The organism is Streptosporangium sp. NPDC006930 (assembly GCF_040635605.1).
Classification (GTDB): domain Bacteria; phylum Actinomycetota; class Actinomycetes; order Streptosporangiales; family Streptosporangiaceae; genus Streptosporangium.
On record NZ_JBEYID010000022.1, the window covers coordinates 45,878 to 61,299 of the forward strand.

Genomic DNA, 15,422 nt, shown 5'->3' on the forward strand with positions numbered 1-15,422 from the left:
GTTACCTCCTGATGTGCTGCTCAGCCGAGCAGGCCGGTGTCGTACACGATCTGGCCGCCGACGACGGTCATCAGGACCTCGGTCGCGCGGAGTTGGTCGTCGGGCGCGGTGAGCGGGTCGGCGCCGAGCACGGCCAGGTCGGCGAGCGCGCCCACGGTGAGCCGGCCCTTCACCTCCTGCTCCCCGGTGTGCGCGGCGCCGGACGTGGTGTAAAGGCGCAGGGCCTCCGCCCGGGTGACCGCCTGCGCGCGCCCCACGACGTCGTCGGCCGCGTCTCGCCTGGTCGTCATGGCGTAGATGTTCTGGAACGGGTCGAGGGCGTTGATCGGATAGTCGGTGCCGGCCGCGACACCGTGGAGCCCGAGGCCGTCCACGAGGTCGCGCAGCGGCACGGCGGCCTCGGTGCGGGCGTCACCGAGGTGACCGGTGATGGCCGCCCGGTTGCGCCACAGGAACGGGATCTGCGCGGCCACCTGGACGCCCAGCGCACGGGCGCGGGCGATCTGGTCGGGCTGGATCAGGCTGGCGTGGATGAGCACGTCCGGCAGGAGGCCCCGATGCCGGGTGGCCGCATAGACATCGAGCGCGACGTCGATCGCGGCGTCGCCCACCACGTGCGTGCCGACCGGCCAGCCCGCGCGGTGCGCCGCGCCGACCAGCTCGGCGAGCCGGTCCCGGTCGGCGATCAGCTCGCCGTGATAGCCGGGACGGGTGCGGTACGGCTCGCGCGTGGCCGCCGTACCGAGTGTCATACCACCGTCCACCTGCAGCTTTATACCCCGGGTGAGGTAGTGATGACCAATGGGCGCGGGCGGGCCGTCGGCCAGCGCCGCCTCCCAGTCCGCGACCTCGACCGACGGGTTGAGCTCGCCGGTCGGCGTGACCATCGCGGCCACCCGGAGCGTGGAGCGTCCGTCCACGGCCAGCCCGCGCACCGCCTCGACGTCTTCCGGCGGTAGCGCGCCCGCCACGACCGAGGTGACGCCGCACCGGTTGAGCGCTCGCATGGCGGCGGTGAGCTGGGCGGCCCGCTCCTCGCGGGACCAGGCCGGTACCACCCGGGCGACGGTGTGCATGGCGCCCTCGACCAGCCTGCCGTCGTGCCCCTCCGGGTCGATGCCGGCCCGTTCCAGCGCGGCGGTGCCGGCCGTCGCGGCGTGCCCCTCCGGCAGATAGACCGGGCGTCCGCCCGCCGCGCGGTCCAGCTCGCGCCGGTCGGGCCCGCGGCCCTCGGCGAGCTGGAGCGCCGGGTTCCACGGCTGTCCCCGCACCCATGCGCCGGGCTCGCGGGTGGCGGCGAGGGTGGCGATCCGGTCCAGTGCGGCGTCCAGCGTGCGGACGCCCGCGAACGACACGGTGTACCCGTCCATGCCCGCGTTCTCGAAGTGGCAGTGCGAGTCGATCAGCCCGGGGATCACGGTGCGGCCCGCGAGCCGTACCACCCTGGTGGACGGGCCGGCCAGGTGTTCGACGTCGGCGTCCGAGCCGACCGCGGACACCCGGCCACCGGTCACCGCGACCGCCTCGGCGACCGTGCCACGCGCGTCCAGCGTGTGCACCCGGCCGCCGAGCAGGACCAGGTCGGGCACCACGGTCATGGTCGGATCACGGCGGCGACGCACTCGACCTCGACCTGCACGCCGGTGCGGTGCGGGGTCGCGATGACCGTGGTCCGCGCGGGAAAGTGCGGGGCGCCCTCGAAGAACTCGCGGTAGACGGCGTTGAACACCGGGAAGTTCGCCACGTCCCGCACGAAGCAGGTGCACTTGAGAATGGACTCCCGGCTACCGCCCGCCGCCTCGACGACCGCGACCAGGTTGGTGAGCGTCTGCCTGACCTGCTCGGCGAAGTCGTCGGAGACGATGGTGCGGGTCTCCGGGTCAAGCGGCCCGGTGCCCGAACAGTAGATGGTGTCGCCGTGCACGATCGCCTGGGAGAGCGGTGCGGCCGTACCCGTGGAGAAGCCCACGGTGGGTGCGTTGCGGGTGCTGACGGCTCGGATGTCGGTCATTGTCTGCTCCTTGCGAGTCGGACGCGCGGGTCGCGGTGAGGCGGCCCCCGTCACGAGATCTCCATGATGACGGCCTTGGGTTCGGTGAAGAACTCCCGGCTGTACGTGCCGCCCTCGCGTCCGACGCCGGAGTTCTTCGCGCCGCCGAAAGGCGCGCGAAGGTCTCTGACGAAGAAGCAGTTCGCCCAGACGGTGCCGACCCGCAGCGCGCGTGCGACACGGTGGGCGCGGGAGAGGTCCTGGGTGAACAGCATGGCGTTCAGGCCGTACGGCGTGTCGTTGGCCGCCGTCACCGCCTCCGCCTCGTCGTCGAACGGGAGCACGACCACGACGGGCCCGAAGATCTCCTCCTGGGTGACCCGGTCGCGCTGCCCCGCGCCGACCACCACGGTCGGCCGCACGGCCCACCCCTCGCCCAGACCGCCCGTGTGCAGCCGCGCGCCGGCCGCCGTCGCGATGTCGAGGTAGCCGGCCACCTTCGTGAAGTGCTCCTGGGAGGACAGCGGGCCGATCTGCGTCGCCTGGTCCCTCGGGTCGCCGAGCACGAGCGCGTCGGCCGCGGCGGTGAACCTGGCCAGGAACTCGTCGTACACCTCGCGCTGCACGTACAGCCGGCTGCCGGCCAGGCAGACCTGCCCGCTGTTACTGAAGATCGCCCGGATGGACCAGTCGACCGCCTGGTCGAGGTCCGCGTCGGCGAAGACGATGTTGGCGCCTTTGCCGCCCAGTTCCAGGCTCACCGGGGTCAGGTTGGCCGCCGCGGCCCTGGAGATCAGCCGGCCGGTGGCGGACTCGCCGGTGAAGGTGATCCGGTCGACCAGCGGCGACTCGGTCAGCGCCTGGCCCACCGAATTCGGCCCGAACCCGTGGACGACGTTGAGCACGCCCGACGGCAGGCCGGCCTCGATCGCCAGCCGGGCCAGGATGGTGGCCGAGGCGGGCGACTGCTCGGCGGGCTTGAGTACGACCGTGTTCCCCCACGCCAGCGCGGGCGCGACCTTCCAGCTCGCCATCATGAGCGGGAAGTTCCACGGCGCGATGGCGGCCACCACGCCCGCGGGATCGTACTGGGTGTAGGCGTGATGCCCTGCCGGCATCGGGAACGTCTCGGCGGGGGTGATCTGGGCGTGGTCGGCGAAGAACCGGAAGTTCCGCGCCGCGCGGGGGACGTCGTGGCCCGCGGTCTGGGTGATCGGCTTGCCCATGTCCGCGGTGTCGGCCGCCGCCAGCTCGTCGACGTGCTCCTCCACCAGGTCGGCGAGGCGGTGCATGATCGCGCCGCGCTCGGCGAAGCTCATCCGCGGCCACGGGCCCTCGTCGAAGGCCGAACGCGCGGCGCGTACGGCGCGCCCGGCGTCGCCGGCCGAGCCGAGAGCCACCGTGGCCCACGACTCCCGAGTCCACGGGTCCACGGACTCGAACGTCGTCCCGTCGGCCGAGGCGATCTCCTCACCCGCGATGACGTGCCCGAACGATTCCACTGCCGGTCCTCCTCTTTCTCGCTGTGTCGTAAACTCTCGGCGTGCGACCGGCGCACGCTCAACGGGCGCTTTCCACTCGGTGGGAAACCCGGTGTGAAACACGGTCAGCGGCCACGCACCGCGCGCGACCACTCCGCCCACCGCCGCCCGAACTCGGGCGAGCGCACCGCCCGGATCTGCTCGTCGATCTCCCGGTCGACCGCCTCCGCGAACCCGCCGTCGACCGCCGCGGCGATCAGGCGCTTGGTCGCCCTCGCCGCCTCGGGCGGCGCCGCCGCGAGCTGCTCGGCGCGATCGAACGCCTGCGTGAGCGGGTCGGCCACGACGACGTCGAGCAGGCCGATCCGCACGGCCTCCTCCGCCGCGACCTTCCGCCCGGACAGTGCCAGCTCCGTCGCCCGCGCCGCGCCGACCGCCCGCGCCAGCAGCCACGACACGCCGAAGTCGGGGACCAGCGCCATCTTGATGAACGGGCTGGCGAACACCGCGCCCGGCGAGCCGATCCGCAGGTCGCACGCGAGGGCGAGGGCCATCCCCGCGCCGACGGCCGCACCGTCCACGGCGGCGACGGTCGGCGCGTGGAACTCCAGCAGCAGTTCGGCGATGCGGAACTCGCGGGTCATGCGCTCCCGCGCGTCCTGCGGCGACTCGTTCCCCAGGTCGCCGATCGCGTCCAGGTCGCCGCCCGCGCAGAACGCGCCGCCGCGACCGGTCACCACCAGGACCCGGACGGCGGTGTCGCCGTCCAGCTCGCGCAGCACCTCGGGCAGCCCGTCGAGCAGCGTACGGTCCAGCGCGTTCCGGCGGTGTGGCCGGTCCAGTTCCAGCAACGCGACCCCCTCGGCGGGGAAGGTCACCCGTAGTCCACGTACGTCCATGGCTCAGAGCTGACCGGACGAGAGGCCCGGTGACCAGGACCGGTTCTCATTGAGCGGAACTCCGCAGGTGGCCGGGCACCGTGCCACCACGCATGATCGGAGCGCATCACGCCCGGTGCACACCGGGTGCACATCAAGGTTCGGGAGGAAATTCGTGAACGAGCAGTTGCGCGGCAAGACGGCGATCGTCACCGGGGCGGCGTCGGGCATCGGACGCGCGACCGCCGCGCTGTTCGCCGCCCGCGGAGCGGCGGTGCTCGCCGTGGACCGCGACGAGAAGGGCCTGCTGGAACTGCGGGACGAGGTGACGGCGGCGGGCGACGAGGTGGCCGTACTGGCCGTCGACCTCGCCGCGGCGGGTGCGGCGGAGCGGGTCTTCGACCACTGCGCCGAATCCGTCGGCGCGCCGAACGTGCTCGCCAACATCGCGGGCAAGGCCGGGGACCGCCCCGCGGCCGACACCACGGACGAGGACTTCGAGTTCTTCCTACGGGCCAACCTCGGTACGACGTTCGCGCTCAGCCGCCGCGCGGTGATCGCGTTCGGCGACGCGGGCGGGGCGATCGTCAACACCTCCTCGGCGTTCGCGCTGACCGGGGTCGCCGGGTCCGCGCCGTACTCGGCGGCCAAGGGCGCGGTCTCCAGCCTCACCCGCCAGATGGCCGCCGAGTACGGCCGGCGCGACATCCGGGTCAACGCGGTGGCGCCGGGTCTGATCGAGACCCCGGCCACCCGTGCGAAGATCGCCGCGGGCGTCTTCGACGACCTGGTGACCCGGTCGCGCCCGCTGCCCAGGGTCGGGCAGCCGATCGACGTCGCGCGGGTCGTCGCGTTCCTCGCGTCCGACGAGGCGGCGTTCGTCACCGGCCTCACCGTCCCGGTGGACGGCGGCTGGACCAGCACGCACTTCCGCGACTGACGGCGACAGCGACGACGCGGAACGGGCCGGGGCCGATGTCGGCCCCGGCCCGTTCCGGTTCTCTACGAGCGCGCCCTGCGCTCCGCGATCGTCTCGCCGTCCACGGCCCAGTGGGTCGGCGGCAACTCGCGCACCAGGACCCGCACCGACTCGGACGGGACCCCGAGACTGCGCACGACCGCGTCGTGGACGGCCGAGATCATCTCGCGCAGTTCGGGCTCGGTACGGCCGGTCAGCAGTGAGATGTCGATGATCGGCATGATGGCTTCCCTTCTGGTCGGGATGGGACGGTCGACCGTCCTTACGTGCGGCTCTGCTCGGGACGGAACGGTCGACCGTCCCTACGTGCGCTCCGGTCTGGATGGGACGGTCAGCCCTCCTTGCGTGCGACGGGTTCCTCGGCCGTGTCACCGGCCAGTCGCACCTCGGCGAGGTCCACGCCCTTGGTCTCCGGCAGGGTGAACAGCAGAATCAGCAGGCCCAGCGCCATCGCGCCGACCGGATACCACAGGGCGGTGGTGATGCTGCCCACCTCGGCCCCGATCGCGACCATCGTCGCCGGCAGCAGCCCGCCGAACACACCGACGCCGAGCTGGTAGGGGATCGAGAGGGCGGTGGCGCGTACCCTGGTCGGGAACACCTCCGCCATCGCCGTCGCGGCCGGCCCCTGGGCCATCTGCGCGAACGCGACCAGTGCGAGGAGCAGCAGCGCGACGGTGAGGACGGGCCCGTCGAAGAAGTCCCCGATACTGGCGATCTTGAGCGTGCCGCCCGATCCGTCGGCCGGGTACCCGGCCGCCTTGAGCGCCGCCGACAGGTCGTCCGTCAGCCGCGGACCGCCGGAGACCTGGGTGTCGTTCACGAGGACCTTGGTGGGGCCGGTGGTGTCCTGCCGCTCGAAGATGACCGAGTTGCTCTGGAGCACGTTCCGCGCCCGGTCGCAGTCGGAGGTGAAGGTGGCGGTGCCCGCGGGATTGAACTGGAAGGAACACTCGGCCGGGTCGGCCTGGATGGTGACCGACACGTTCTCCTGCGCCCGGGCGAGATCCGGGTTCGTGGTCGAGACGATGGCGCCGGTGACCGGGAACGTGAGCAACGCGGCCAGCCCGAGCCCGGCGAACAGCACGGGGCGCCGCCCGACCCGGTCGGACACCCAGCAGGCGAGGACGCACAGGAAGAACCCGATCAGCATGACCACCATGAAGATCGCGTTGATCGTGAACGAGTCGGCCTTGAGGTAGGTCTTCATCGTGGTCACCATGTACACGGTGGACAGGTAGCCGATGAACGACTGCGTCGCGGCCATCACGAACACGATCGCCACCATGCGCACCCGCGCCCGCGAGCCGAACGCCTCACGCAGCGGCGCCTTGGTCTGGGTGCCCTCCTCCTTCATCTTCAGGAACAGCGGGCTCTCGTGCAGCTTGGTGCGGATCCACACGGAAAGCGCGAGCGGCACGACGGAGATGAGGAACGGCACCCGCCAGCCCCACGCCTCGAAGGCCTCCACGCCCACGATGGCCTGCACCAGCAGTTGCACACCCAGCGACATGCTGAAGGCGAGCGCCGTGGTGCCGGTGAGCCAGCCGACGAAGAAGCCGCGCTGCCGCGCGGGGGCGTACTCGGAGACGTAGGTGACCGCGGCACCGAACTCGCCGCTGACCGCGAGTCCCTGCAGGATGCGGCAGGTCACCAGCAGGATCGGGGCCAGGATGCCGATCTCGTCCGCGGTGGGCAGCAGCCCGACTGCGACCGTCGAGACGCCCATCAGCACCAGCGTCATCAAGAACACGATCTTGCGGCCGACCAGGTCGGTGATCCGCGCGAACACCAGCGCGCCGATCGGACGGACGACGAACCCTGCGGCGAAGGTCAGCAGCGCGAACACGGTCTGCGCCGACGAGCCGTAGTCACTGAAGAACTTGCTGCCGATCACGGGGATGAGTGCGCCGTATAGGAAGAAGTCATACCACTCGAACGCCGTGCCGACGGCCGACGCGCCGACGACCTTGAATTCCTGTTTGTTCATCGACGGTTTCCTCCAGCTGGGATGTTTCCCTCCGCCTCGGGGGCATGACGGTGGGTTGGAGTGACCGTAGGACCAGCGACGACGGAAACGACCACCCGATTTCCGGTGTGTGGGAATACCGGCTGAAAGTCGTACCCGCCAAGATCCGCTACCGCTACCTCCGCGACCCCGACGAGGACGTCATCGAGCCGATCGACACGGCCCGACCGCAGTCAGAACGCCCGCGCCGACCGCCGTCCGTGGTCTCCGCGCGCTGGCGAGGGTGCGCGCCGACGCCGTCGACTGCCCGGGGGGGTGCGCGCCGATCAGATCCAGCAGCACCAGGTCCGCCCTCTTGCCGATCTCCAGGGACCCGATCCGGTCGGCCACGCCCACGATGCGCCCCGCCGATTGTCGCCATCTCCAGCTCGTGGTGATGCCCAAACCAGTGCCTCCAGGCTCCACAGCCTCACAGCCAGTTATGACCCCTCGCAGGGGCGATGAGGACCCGAACGGAACCCGCATGTCTCCCTTCGCCAGGTTGCGGTTGTGACCCCTCGCAGGGGCGATGAGGACTGGTCGGGCGCTCGTCTTTCGGCGCGAGCCCGGCAAGTTGTGACCCCTCGCAGGGGCGATGAGGACCTCCACCCCGGCGCCAACGACATCGCCTGGAACATGTTGTGACCCCTCGCAGGGGCGATGAGGACCCCGCCGGCCGATGTCCGCGTGCCGCTCCTCCGGCAAGTTGTGACCCCTCGCAGGGGCGATGAGGACGGCACATAGACGTAGGCGCTGGCGGTGTAGACATTGCGTTGTGACCCCTCGCAGGGGCGATGAGGACACGCCCTCGCGGTCGGGGTTGAGCTGCTCCCACAGCTGTTGTGACCCCTCGCAGGGGCGATGAGGACCCCAAAGTAAAGCCGCAGGTCATCTACCGTGCGATCAACCAGTTTCAGGCCTGATTTTCAGCAGACCTTCGGTTGTGCAAGAGACCCGGGAGTGTCGCTGAAATTCTGATGCTATTTGGAAGTCAAGAAGCAGCGACCTAAGGCTACTGGCCGCTGCTTCCGATGGCCCCTCAGAGGGGCGATGAGTGTTGAAGTCCCATGCCGTGGATGGCGAGGACCAATCTGTTGCGACCCCAGGGAACCTCGTCGGATCCAGGGAACGGCTACACCCGATAGTAGCAACGTCACCTGTGGGCTATTTGTCGCAGTTGCGAACATGCATCGAGATTAGTCTTAGCCATCTCAAGTAGACACGCCTGGAATACGGCGCTACCTTAAGAGCCCTCACACAGAGGTACGTAGTGGTCACTGTCTCAGCGACCACTGACATTTCCGCCTTGGCCCTGTTGGGCAACTAGGGAGGGCACGGTGCGGGTGCAACTGGATGTCCACACGGAGGCACGGGAGCTGGCCTGGTCGTCGGTAGTGCGGCCGGGGAGGGCGTTGGCGTACTCGCTGCTGGATCGTGAAGCACCCGAACTGGGAACCGAGCTACACGCGCAGGGGATGAAACCCTACGGAATGGTCCCGTTCGGCTATTCGGCTCCTGTCTTCCCTCTGGCGGAGCGGCGCAGGGGGGTCTACAGCCTGGGGGGTCCAGGTACGTGGGAGTTGGGGAGCCCGGTGCCGAGAGTCGTGCATTCCTTCGGGTCCGCGCTCGCCGGGATGCCGGTCATTGCGTGGGGCGCGACGGCGTTCTTCGTCGATGCGGTCCGCGTGGTGGAGGCGCCCACGTTCTCCTCTGGCGGGGCTGTGTTTCGAACCAGCACGCCTGTGGTGGTGAAGGGGACCGGGATCGGGAGCTCGGGAGTGCGTGAGACGCGGCAGGACTGGTTGTTGCCGGGAGAACCAGGCTGGGATCTGGCCTTCGAGCGCAACCTTCGCCGGAAAGCGGAGACGCTGAGCCTGAATCCTGATGTCACGCTGGAACGCGTCACTTGGGTCGGCCCCAAACGGTCCTTCACTGTCGCGGGAAGTACGGGAAAGGGCGGGAGCAAGCCTGGCGCCTGTGTGGAAGTGACGGTCAGCGCCGACCCCGAGGTGCTGCAGGCCCTGTGGAGCTGGGGTTTGGGACAGGCCAACAGCGCTGGCTTCGGCTGGGTGATCGCATGACCGGCGACAGTTTGACTCAGCGGCTGGCGCTGACAGCGCATCCCTTGCAGCGGGTCGGAGCGTACGCTGTGGCCGCACTGGCCGGCGATCTCCAGCCGGAGGAGCTGTCCGCCGATGACTTTGAGCGGGTCGTCAAGACCATGACGCGGGATGCCGTCCGCGCCGCTCTGGTGCGGGACAGCAAGAGCGCGAGGGGGTTCTGGCTCAAGGCGAGCTTCTCCCTGACCCCGAACTCGCCGATGAACCATCCGAGTAACGCCAAGAAGTCGGATGCCGCCGTCAAGGCGCGGGTGGAGGAGTGGCGAAACGCTCCTGGAGAAGGTGCTAGCCCGGATGTCGACTGCGTTCTGTGCGGGCGCCCGGCGATCGGGTTCTTCGGGAAGCTTGATGTCCCGCTCGCGGAGAGCAATGCCTACCGCAACAGTACTCCGCGTGGGCATGAGGGGATGGCGTTGTGCCGTCCGTGCGTGGTGAGTTTCCACGCGCTTCCTTACGGCAGTCATCTCACGGGCGGAGCCTCATACGCGTTGCACAGCTGGGACGCGGGGTTCATGCGAAGGACCATCCAACGTCAGGTCGACCGCAATCTGATCATTGCCGAGACCGGAAAGGTCGCCGAGGGCTACGCGGAGGTCCGTGAGGTGGTGGCTCTGCGGGCGCTGAGGGGATACGCGCAGCGGATCACCGCCGGCGTCGAGCTGCTGGTGTACAACAACAACAACCGTGGCCAGACGCTGGAGACCCATTCGCTTGACCAGCCGCTCGCCGAATGGCTGCGCCGCACTCTCCGGCCGGCGAGCAGGCCGGGCTTCAAATTCCTGGTGCGGGCCCATGTCACGCCGTACTCACCCGGAGTCGTGATGCTGGCCCGCAACGCTTTCGGTGAGCCGACGCGACTGTTCAACACCACGGTCCGCCATCTGGGACGGGTCGTCTCGCTTCCCGACTACAACCGTGAGCAGACGATCTCCGCATCGGGTTTGCTCTATTCCTTCGTCACCGAGGTGATGCAGATGAACGAAAAAGATCTTAAAGAGATCAGGACGGCCGCACACAAGGTCGCTGGTCTGCTGAGCCACCAGGAGACCGGCGGAAAGCTGAACGCCCTGCGCGCGTCGATGCGCGATCCCCGCAAGATGCGGGCTTGGCTGACCAAAAACAGCCTGGAATGGGCGATTCAGCCGCCGAAGGACGCCGAGGGCCCCTTGGTGACCGAGCGGGCGTTCGTCTTGCTGTTCGGCCCCGGCCAGGACAACCCCGCCTGGTTCCACCGTGACGTGTTCCTGTTCGGCGTGCTGGAGAGGCTGTCGGAACTCGGCTGGAAGTCGAAGAAGGCCGAGGAGGACCTGGAAGAGATCGAGAACGCCACCGACACCAAGTTCATCAACGAGGAGGAAGAACCGTGAGCTACCTGGCCGGAAAGATCGTTCTCGACATCGTCGCAGGCGCACCCAACAACGGTGAGGGCGAGGACAACATTGGCAAGGCCAAGCAGTTGCGGGTTGGCCGGGATGTCTATCCATACGTCTCGGCGCAGGCGGTGCGCCGCTGGCTGCGTGACTCCCTGCCACGTGAGGAGCCCCGGTCGGGAGTGACCCGTTCGGGTTCGGGCAAGAAGCAACAGGCTCACACCGAGGGGCGTCCGGACCGTTACCTGGACGACGACCTCTTCGGCTACATGGTCGCGGTGAGCAAGCAGAACTACCAGCGCGACACCGTGCTGGCGACCGGGACGTTCGTCTCCCTCACACCGCAGCGGCCCACCGAGGACTTCGGAACGATGAGCCGGGATTTCCCGGCCGGTGAGCATCCCGTCATCCACCAGCATGAGCTCTACAGCGCGGTCCTGGCCGCCGACATCCTGCTGGACGTCCCCCGCGTAGGCGTGTTCGAGACCGACGGAAGCGGGCTACGGGTAGCGCTCAGCCCGGCCGCCGCGCAGGAGGCCGAGACGGAAGGCTCCACGCGTACGGTTCTTCGGCGCACCGAAGCGCTGCGCCTTCCCCAGGAAGAACGCCGCCGCCGGGTCGCGGTCATGCTGGAGACGTTGGCGAAGCTACGCGGCGGCGCCAAGCAGTCGTTGCACTACGGCGACCGTACTCCCGCTCTGGTTCTGCTGGCGCCCATGAAGGGCGGAGTCAACCCGTTCACGCGGGTGGTGGGCGCCCGCGATGCCAAGCCCGTCTTCGATCCGGACGTGCTGCGTGAGGAGATCAACGCCTGGGACGACGAGTTGGACGGGCCGATCCGCGTCGGGTGGGCCCCAGGTTTTCTCGGAGATCAGCGAGAGAAGACGGAGCGGGAACTCAAGGACCTCATCGAGGCCGGAAAGGTGACCATCGCACACCCTCGTGCCATGCTGACCGGCCTCGCGAAAGAAATCCGCCAAGGAGACCACGACAGCTGGTTCGAGGACCCTGCGGCATGACCATCACGGACACCACCGCGCTGGAGGCGACGTTCACCGCGCCAGTCGCCTCCTTCCGCAATCCCCTCTACGCGGGTGTACAGGTCACCCTGCCGTGTCCTCCTCCGGCGACCGTCGGAGGGCTGCTGGCCGGTGCCGCTGGCGGGTGGGACGCCGTGGACCCGGGTTTGCAGTTCGCGATGGCGTTCCGGTCTGCCGGGAAAAATGTCGACTACGAGACCTACCACCCGTTGGATGCCTCCGGAAAGAAAGCCTCCCCCACACCACGGGATCGCGAGTTCCTGGCCACAGCTGTCCTGACGGTGTGGCTTCCCGATGATCCAGAGGTCTGGTTGCGTAGGCTACGCCGCCCGGTATGGCCACTGCGCCTGGGCCGCAGCCAAGATCTCGTAGGAATTTCACTGCGCACAGTGACCCTCACCCCCGATCCTGGCGCGCTGCGGTCCGCGATCGTTCCCGAGGACGCCGGAGTCTCCGGAGGGACACCGCTCCGGCTGCCGACGACCATCGGGCCAGGCCGGGACCGGACGAAGTGGGACACCTACCGTTACGACTCCTCCGGACTCAGCCAAGCTGTGGTGCCGGGGAGCCGGTCGACCGAAAGTGGTCAGGCGGTGGCGCTGCTACCCGTCTGCCACCCCGAAACCGTCGCTTGGCGATGACGTCGGTGGATCTGAAGTCTTCTGTTTACGCCAAAAGCAGCCGCGGCGGTCGCCCTCCGGAGTTACTCATTGACCACCTGGCTGATACCCATGTCGCCGCCCGCCAGATCTCGCGCCGGGTGGGGGCACTCTCGGGTCTCGACGACAGTCTCCGGCCGCTGTTCTGGGCTGCCGTGGAGCTTGCGGGGCTTACCCACGACGGCGGGAAAATCTCCACCGGGTTTCAGGACATGCTCGCGGGACGTGTCCGGATGTGGGGGGAACGGCACGAAGTCCTGTCCCTGGGATTCCTGCCGTCCCTCATCGACGACCCGGACTTGCTGCTCTGGGTTGCCACCGCCGTCGCCACCCATCACCGGCCGCTGCACGGGGAACCGGGCCGTGACTTGATGAGCCTGTACGGCGACTGCGACGTAGCCGACCTGCAGGAAAGAATTGGGCCGATCCATGAGCAAATCGTCCCCGACTTGGAGGACTGGTTCCGCGACAAGGCCCGGTTGGTCGGTTTGCCCGTGGCCACCCCGGCACGGACGCCGTTGGACGTCGACGCCCTACTGATGGCGGCGTACGACGTGCTCGATGTTGTGCTGGAGAAGTGGGACACGCGGATCACGCCGGATCGTGGCCTCACCGCGGTCCTCTTGCAGGGAGCCGTCACGCTGGCTGACCATCTGTCGTCCGCGCACCAGCACCTGTCCCTGGTCCAGCCCTTGGACAGCTCGTTCCGCGCGCTCCTTGATCAGAGATTCGCCGATCAAGGCAGAGCACTCCATCCTCACCAGATAAGGGCCGAGACGAAACTGGGCCATTTGCTCTTACAGGCTCCAACGGGCAGCGGTAAAACCGAGGCCGTCCTGTTGTGGGCGGCTAAGCAGATCACCGACCTGGCCCAACGCACCGGCGGCGTGCCGCGTGTTTTCTTCGTCCTGCCTTATCTGTCGTCCATTAACGCGATGGCTGATCGCCTCGAAGGACTCTTCCAAGTTCCCGGAACCGTAGGAGTCGCGCATTCAAAGGCCGCTTCCTACCACCTCGCCGCGTCCATCGCTCCTGAGGACGGCGACGAGACGGATCAGGACAACGATCCTTGCCGTGTCGACGCCGCCACCAAGGCCGTTTCCCGTGCGGCAGCGACCAAGCTGTTCCGCGAGAGCGTCCGGGTCGCCACCCCGTACCAACTGATGCGCGCCGCGCTGGCCGGCCCCGCCCATTCCGGCATCCTCATCGACGCCGCCAACTCCGTTTTCGTCCTCGACGAACTCCATGTCTACGACCCTCAGCGGCTCGGCTGCATCCTCGCCTCCGCTCGCCTTTGGGAACGCCTCGGAGGACGCGTCGCCGTCGTCTCGGCCACCTTGCCCGACGTGCTGTCGGAACTGTTCGCCCAAACACTTACCCAGCCCGTCTCCCCGGTGGGCGCCGCCGATCTCAAACTGCCCTCTCGTCATCGCCTCCGCACCAGAGGCCACCACCTCATGGATCCGGCGGCACTAGACGAGATCCGCTCTTGCCTGGCCTCTGACAAGTCCGTTCTGATAGTAGCCAACAACGTCGCCCAGGCGTTGGAACTGTTCGAAGAACTCAGCCCGGATACGGAAGAACTTCATGGCGAAGGCTCCGCGCTACTGCTGCACTCCCGTTTTCGACGCGGCGACAGGAACAGCATCGAACGGAGTATCAGAAACAGGTTCGGTGCCGGTCTACCGGAACGGCGTCCGGGACTCCTGGTCGCGACACAGTGCGTCGAGGTCAGCCTGGATCTGGATTTCGATGTTCTCCTGACGGCCGCGGCTCCCCTGGAGGCCCTGCTTCAACGATTCGGCCGCGTCAATCGCCTTGCCGCTCGGTCTCCCGCCGACGTCATCGTCCATCTCCCCAACTGGACGACGCGCCGTAACGCACCAGGCGCCGAGTACGCAGACGGGATCTACGCTCGTGAATCCGTCGAGACCGCCTGGCGACTTTTGGTCACCCACTCCGACACCATCGTCGATGAGTCCAACGCCACCGCCTGGTTGAACCTCATTTACGCCACCCCCTGGGGAGCGGCCTGGCGTAAGGAAGTGCACGAGTACTACGAAACCTTCACCGATCGGCTCCTGACCTTCCGGCGGCCTTTCGACTCCCGCTCCGACCTCGCTGCGGTCTTCGACGAACTCTTCGACGGTTCCGAAGCGATCCTCGCCGAAGACCGGGAAGCATACGCCGATGCCCTGGCCCAGGCCCCCGGGCAGCCAAGAGCAGGCCGCTTGCTGGCCGACGAATATCTGTTCCCCATGCCTCACTGGGCCGGCCGCCTCAGCGGCTACGACAAGAAACTCCAGGTCCGCGTTATCAACGGTGACTACGACTCGCGGTTGGGCCTCCGCGCCGTTCACGGTCCCGCCCACATCACCTATCAACCAGGAGAGGTCCTGTGATCGAAGCCGAAGACGTCGGCGGCACTCACATCAAGTACCTCTACCACTGCCGCCGTCAGCTATGGCTCTTCCTGCGAGGCATTCGACCGGAACACCTGAGCGCGGCCGTGCAGATGGGGGAAGCCGTTCACGACACCACCTACACCCGCGCCACCCCGGTCGATCTCGGTGCCGCCCGCCTGGACTTCGTCGATGGCCAGAGATGGGTCCACGAAGTGAAATCGTCCAGTCGGCCGACCTCAGCGGATGAGGCCCAGGCACGCCATTACTGCCACCGCCTGCACCGTGTCGGAGTCGATGCGAAAGGTGCGGTCCTGCATTACCCCAAGACACGCCGGACCAAAAGGCTGGACTACACCGAAAAGGCATCCGCACAGGCAGAGGCCGATATCGCCATGGTCCTGGAAACTGCAGCGCTGTCCACCTCCCCGCCTCGACTCGCTCGCAACGCCTGTAAAGGATGCAGCTTCATCGACTACTGCTGGACGGAATGAC

At 68.1% G+C, this 15,422-nt stretch carries 13 protein-coding genes and 1 CRISPR repeat array; of the genes, 7 read left to right on the forward strand and 6 right to left on the reverse strand.

Annotated elements, in window-relative coordinates:
• Positions 1-20: 20 nt before the first annotated feature.
• From ABZ664_RS30800 to ABZ664_RS30815, 4 genes are all read right to left on the reverse strand, one after another.
• The gene (locus ABZ664_RS30800; protein WP_362517436.1) at positions 21-1,598 is read right to left on the reverse strand and encodes an amidohydrolase; all 1,578 of its coding nucleotides are present in this window, start codon (positions 1,596-1,598) and stop codon (positions 21-23) included.
• The gene (locus ABZ664_RS30805) at positions 1,595-2,011 is read right to left on the reverse strand and encodes a RidA family protein (protein ID WP_362517439.1); all 417 of its coding nucleotides are present in this window, start codon (positions 2,009-2,011) and stop codon (positions 1,595-1,597) included. Before ABZ664_RS30805 ends, ABZ664_RS30800 begins: the two co-directional genes overlap by 4 nt.
• A gap of 50 nt (positions 2,012-2,061) precedes the next feature.
• Entirely contained in the window at positions 2,062-3,492 is a 1,431-nt protein-coding gene (locus ABZ664_RS30810) for an aldehyde dehydrogenase (protein WP_362517442.1), read from the reverse strand.
• 104 nt (positions 3,493-3,596) lie between these two features.
• Complete coding sequence (locus ABZ664_RS30815) at positions 3,597-4,370, reverse strand: enoyl-CoA hydratase-related protein (RefSeq protein WP_362517445.1); 774 nt, start codon at positions 4,368-4,370, stop codon at positions 3,597-3,599.
• 154 nt (positions 4,371-4,524) lie between these two features.
• On the opposite strand from ABZ664_RS30815, the gene ABZ664_RS30820 reads away from it, so the two are divergent.
• On the forward strand, positions 4,525-5,289 hold the full coding sequence (locus ABZ664_RS30820) for an SDR family NAD(P)-dependent oxidoreductase (protein WP_362517448.1): 765 nt from the start codon (positions 4,525-4,527) through the stop codon (positions 5,287-5,289).
• Positions 5,290-5,351: 62 nt separating this feature from the next.
• Here the strand turns inward: ABZ664_RS30820 and ABZ664_RS30825 are convergent, their stop codons facing one another.
• Both ABZ664_RS30825 and ABZ664_RS30830 read right to left on the reverse strand, forming a co-directional pair.
• Entirely contained in the window at positions 5,352-5,549 is a 198-nt protein-coding gene (locus ABZ664_RS30825; RefSeq protein WP_344749865.1) for a 4-oxalocrotonate tautomerase family protein, read from the reverse strand.
• Positions 5,550-5,659: 110 nt separating this feature from the next.
• Positions 5,660-7,318, reverse strand: a complete 1,659-nt coding sequence (locus ABZ664_RS30830; protein ID WP_362517452.1) for an MFS transporter — start codon at positions 7,316-7,318, stop codon at positions 5,660-5,662.
• Between the two features lie 457 nt (positions 7,319-7,775).
• Positions 7,776-8,205: a CRISPR direct-repeat array (repeat unit 30 nt; unit sequence GTTGTGACCCCTCGCAGGGGCGATGAGGAC).
• Between the two features lie 468 nt (positions 8,206-8,673).
• On the opposite strand from ABZ664_RS30830, the gene ABZ664_RS30835 reads away from it, so the two are divergent.
• From ABZ664_RS30835 to ABZ664_RS30860, 6 genes are read left to right on the forward strand one after another with little or no spacing between them, the layout of a single operon-like run.
• Positions 8,674-9,417, forward strand: a complete 744-nt coding sequence (locus tag ABZ664_RS30835) for a CRISPR-associated endoribonuclease Cas6 (protein WP_362517455.1) — start codon at positions 8,674-8,676, stop codon at positions 9,415-9,417.
• Positions 9,414-10,823, forward strand: coding sequence for a hypothetical protein (locus ABZ664_RS30840; RefSeq protein WP_362517458.1), 1,410 nt, complete (start codon positions 9,414-9,416; stop codon positions 10,821-10,823). Before ABZ664_RS30835 ends, ABZ664_RS30840 begins: the two co-directional genes overlap by 4 nt.
• Complete coding sequence (gene cas7i, locus ABZ664_RS30845; protein WP_362517461.1) at positions 10,820-11,845, forward strand: type I-B CRISPR-associated protein Cas7/Cst2/DevR; 1,026 nt, start codon at positions 10,820-10,822, stop codon at positions 11,843-11,845. Before ABZ664_RS30840 ends, cas7i begins: the two co-directional genes overlap by 4 nt.
• The gene (gene cas5 / locus ABZ664_RS30850) at positions 11,842-12,507 is read left to right on the forward strand and encodes a CRISPR-associated protein Cas5 (protein ID WP_362517464.1); all 666 of its coding nucleotides are present in this window, start codon (positions 11,842-11,844) and stop codon (positions 12,505-12,507) included. Before cas7i ends, cas5 begins: the two co-directional genes overlap by 4 nt.
• 5 nt (positions 12,508-12,512) lie before the next feature.
• Positions 12,513-14,927 (forward strand): CRISPR-associated helicase Cas3', encoded by a 2,415-nt coding sequence (cas3, locus tag ABZ664_RS30855; RefSeq protein ID WP_362517467.1) that lies wholly within the window; start codon positions 12,513-12,515, stop codon positions 14,925-14,927.
• Positions 14,924-15,421 carry a CRISPR-associated protein Cas4 gene (locus tag ABZ664_RS30860; protein ID WP_362517470.1) on the forward strand — a complete coding sequence of 166 codons (498 nt, stop codon included), beginning with the start codon at positions 14,924-14,926 and terminating at the stop codon, positions 15,419-15,421. The genes cas3 and ABZ664_RS30860 overlap by 4 nt, the downstream gene beginning before the upstream one ends.
• Position 15,422 lies beyond the last annotated feature (1 nt).

Bases quoted from the DNA above. Each gene is read 5' to 3' on its own strand.
- ABZ664_RS30800 (WP_362517436.1), bottom strand. From the start codon at position 1,598: ATGACCGTGGTGCCCGACCTGGTCCTGCTCGGCGGCCGGGTGCACACG.
- ABZ664_RS30825 (WP_344749865.1), bottom strand. From the start codon at position 5,549: ATGCCGATCATCGACATCTCACTGCTGACCGGCCGTACCGAGCCCGAA.
- ABZ664_RS30840 (WP_362517458.1), top strand. From the start codon at position 9,414: ATGACCGGCGACAGTTTGACTCAGCGGCTGGCGCTGACAGCGCATCCC.
- ABZ664_RS30805 (WP_362517439.1), bottom strand. From the start codon at position 2,011: ATGACCGACATCCGAGCCGTCAGCACCCGCAACGCACCCACCGTGGGC.
- cas5 (WP_362517464.1), top strand. From the start codon at position 11,842: ATGACCATCACGGACACCACCGCGCTGGAGGCGACGTTCACCGCGCCA.
- ABZ664_RS30815 (WP_362517445.1), bottom strand. From the start codon at position 4,370: ATGGACGTACGTGGACTACGGGTGACCTTCCCCGCCGAGGGGGTCGCG.
- ABZ664_RS30830 (WP_362517452.1), bottom strand. From the start codon at position 7,318: ATGAACAAACAGGAATTCAAGGTCGTCGGCGCGTCGGCCGTCGGCACG.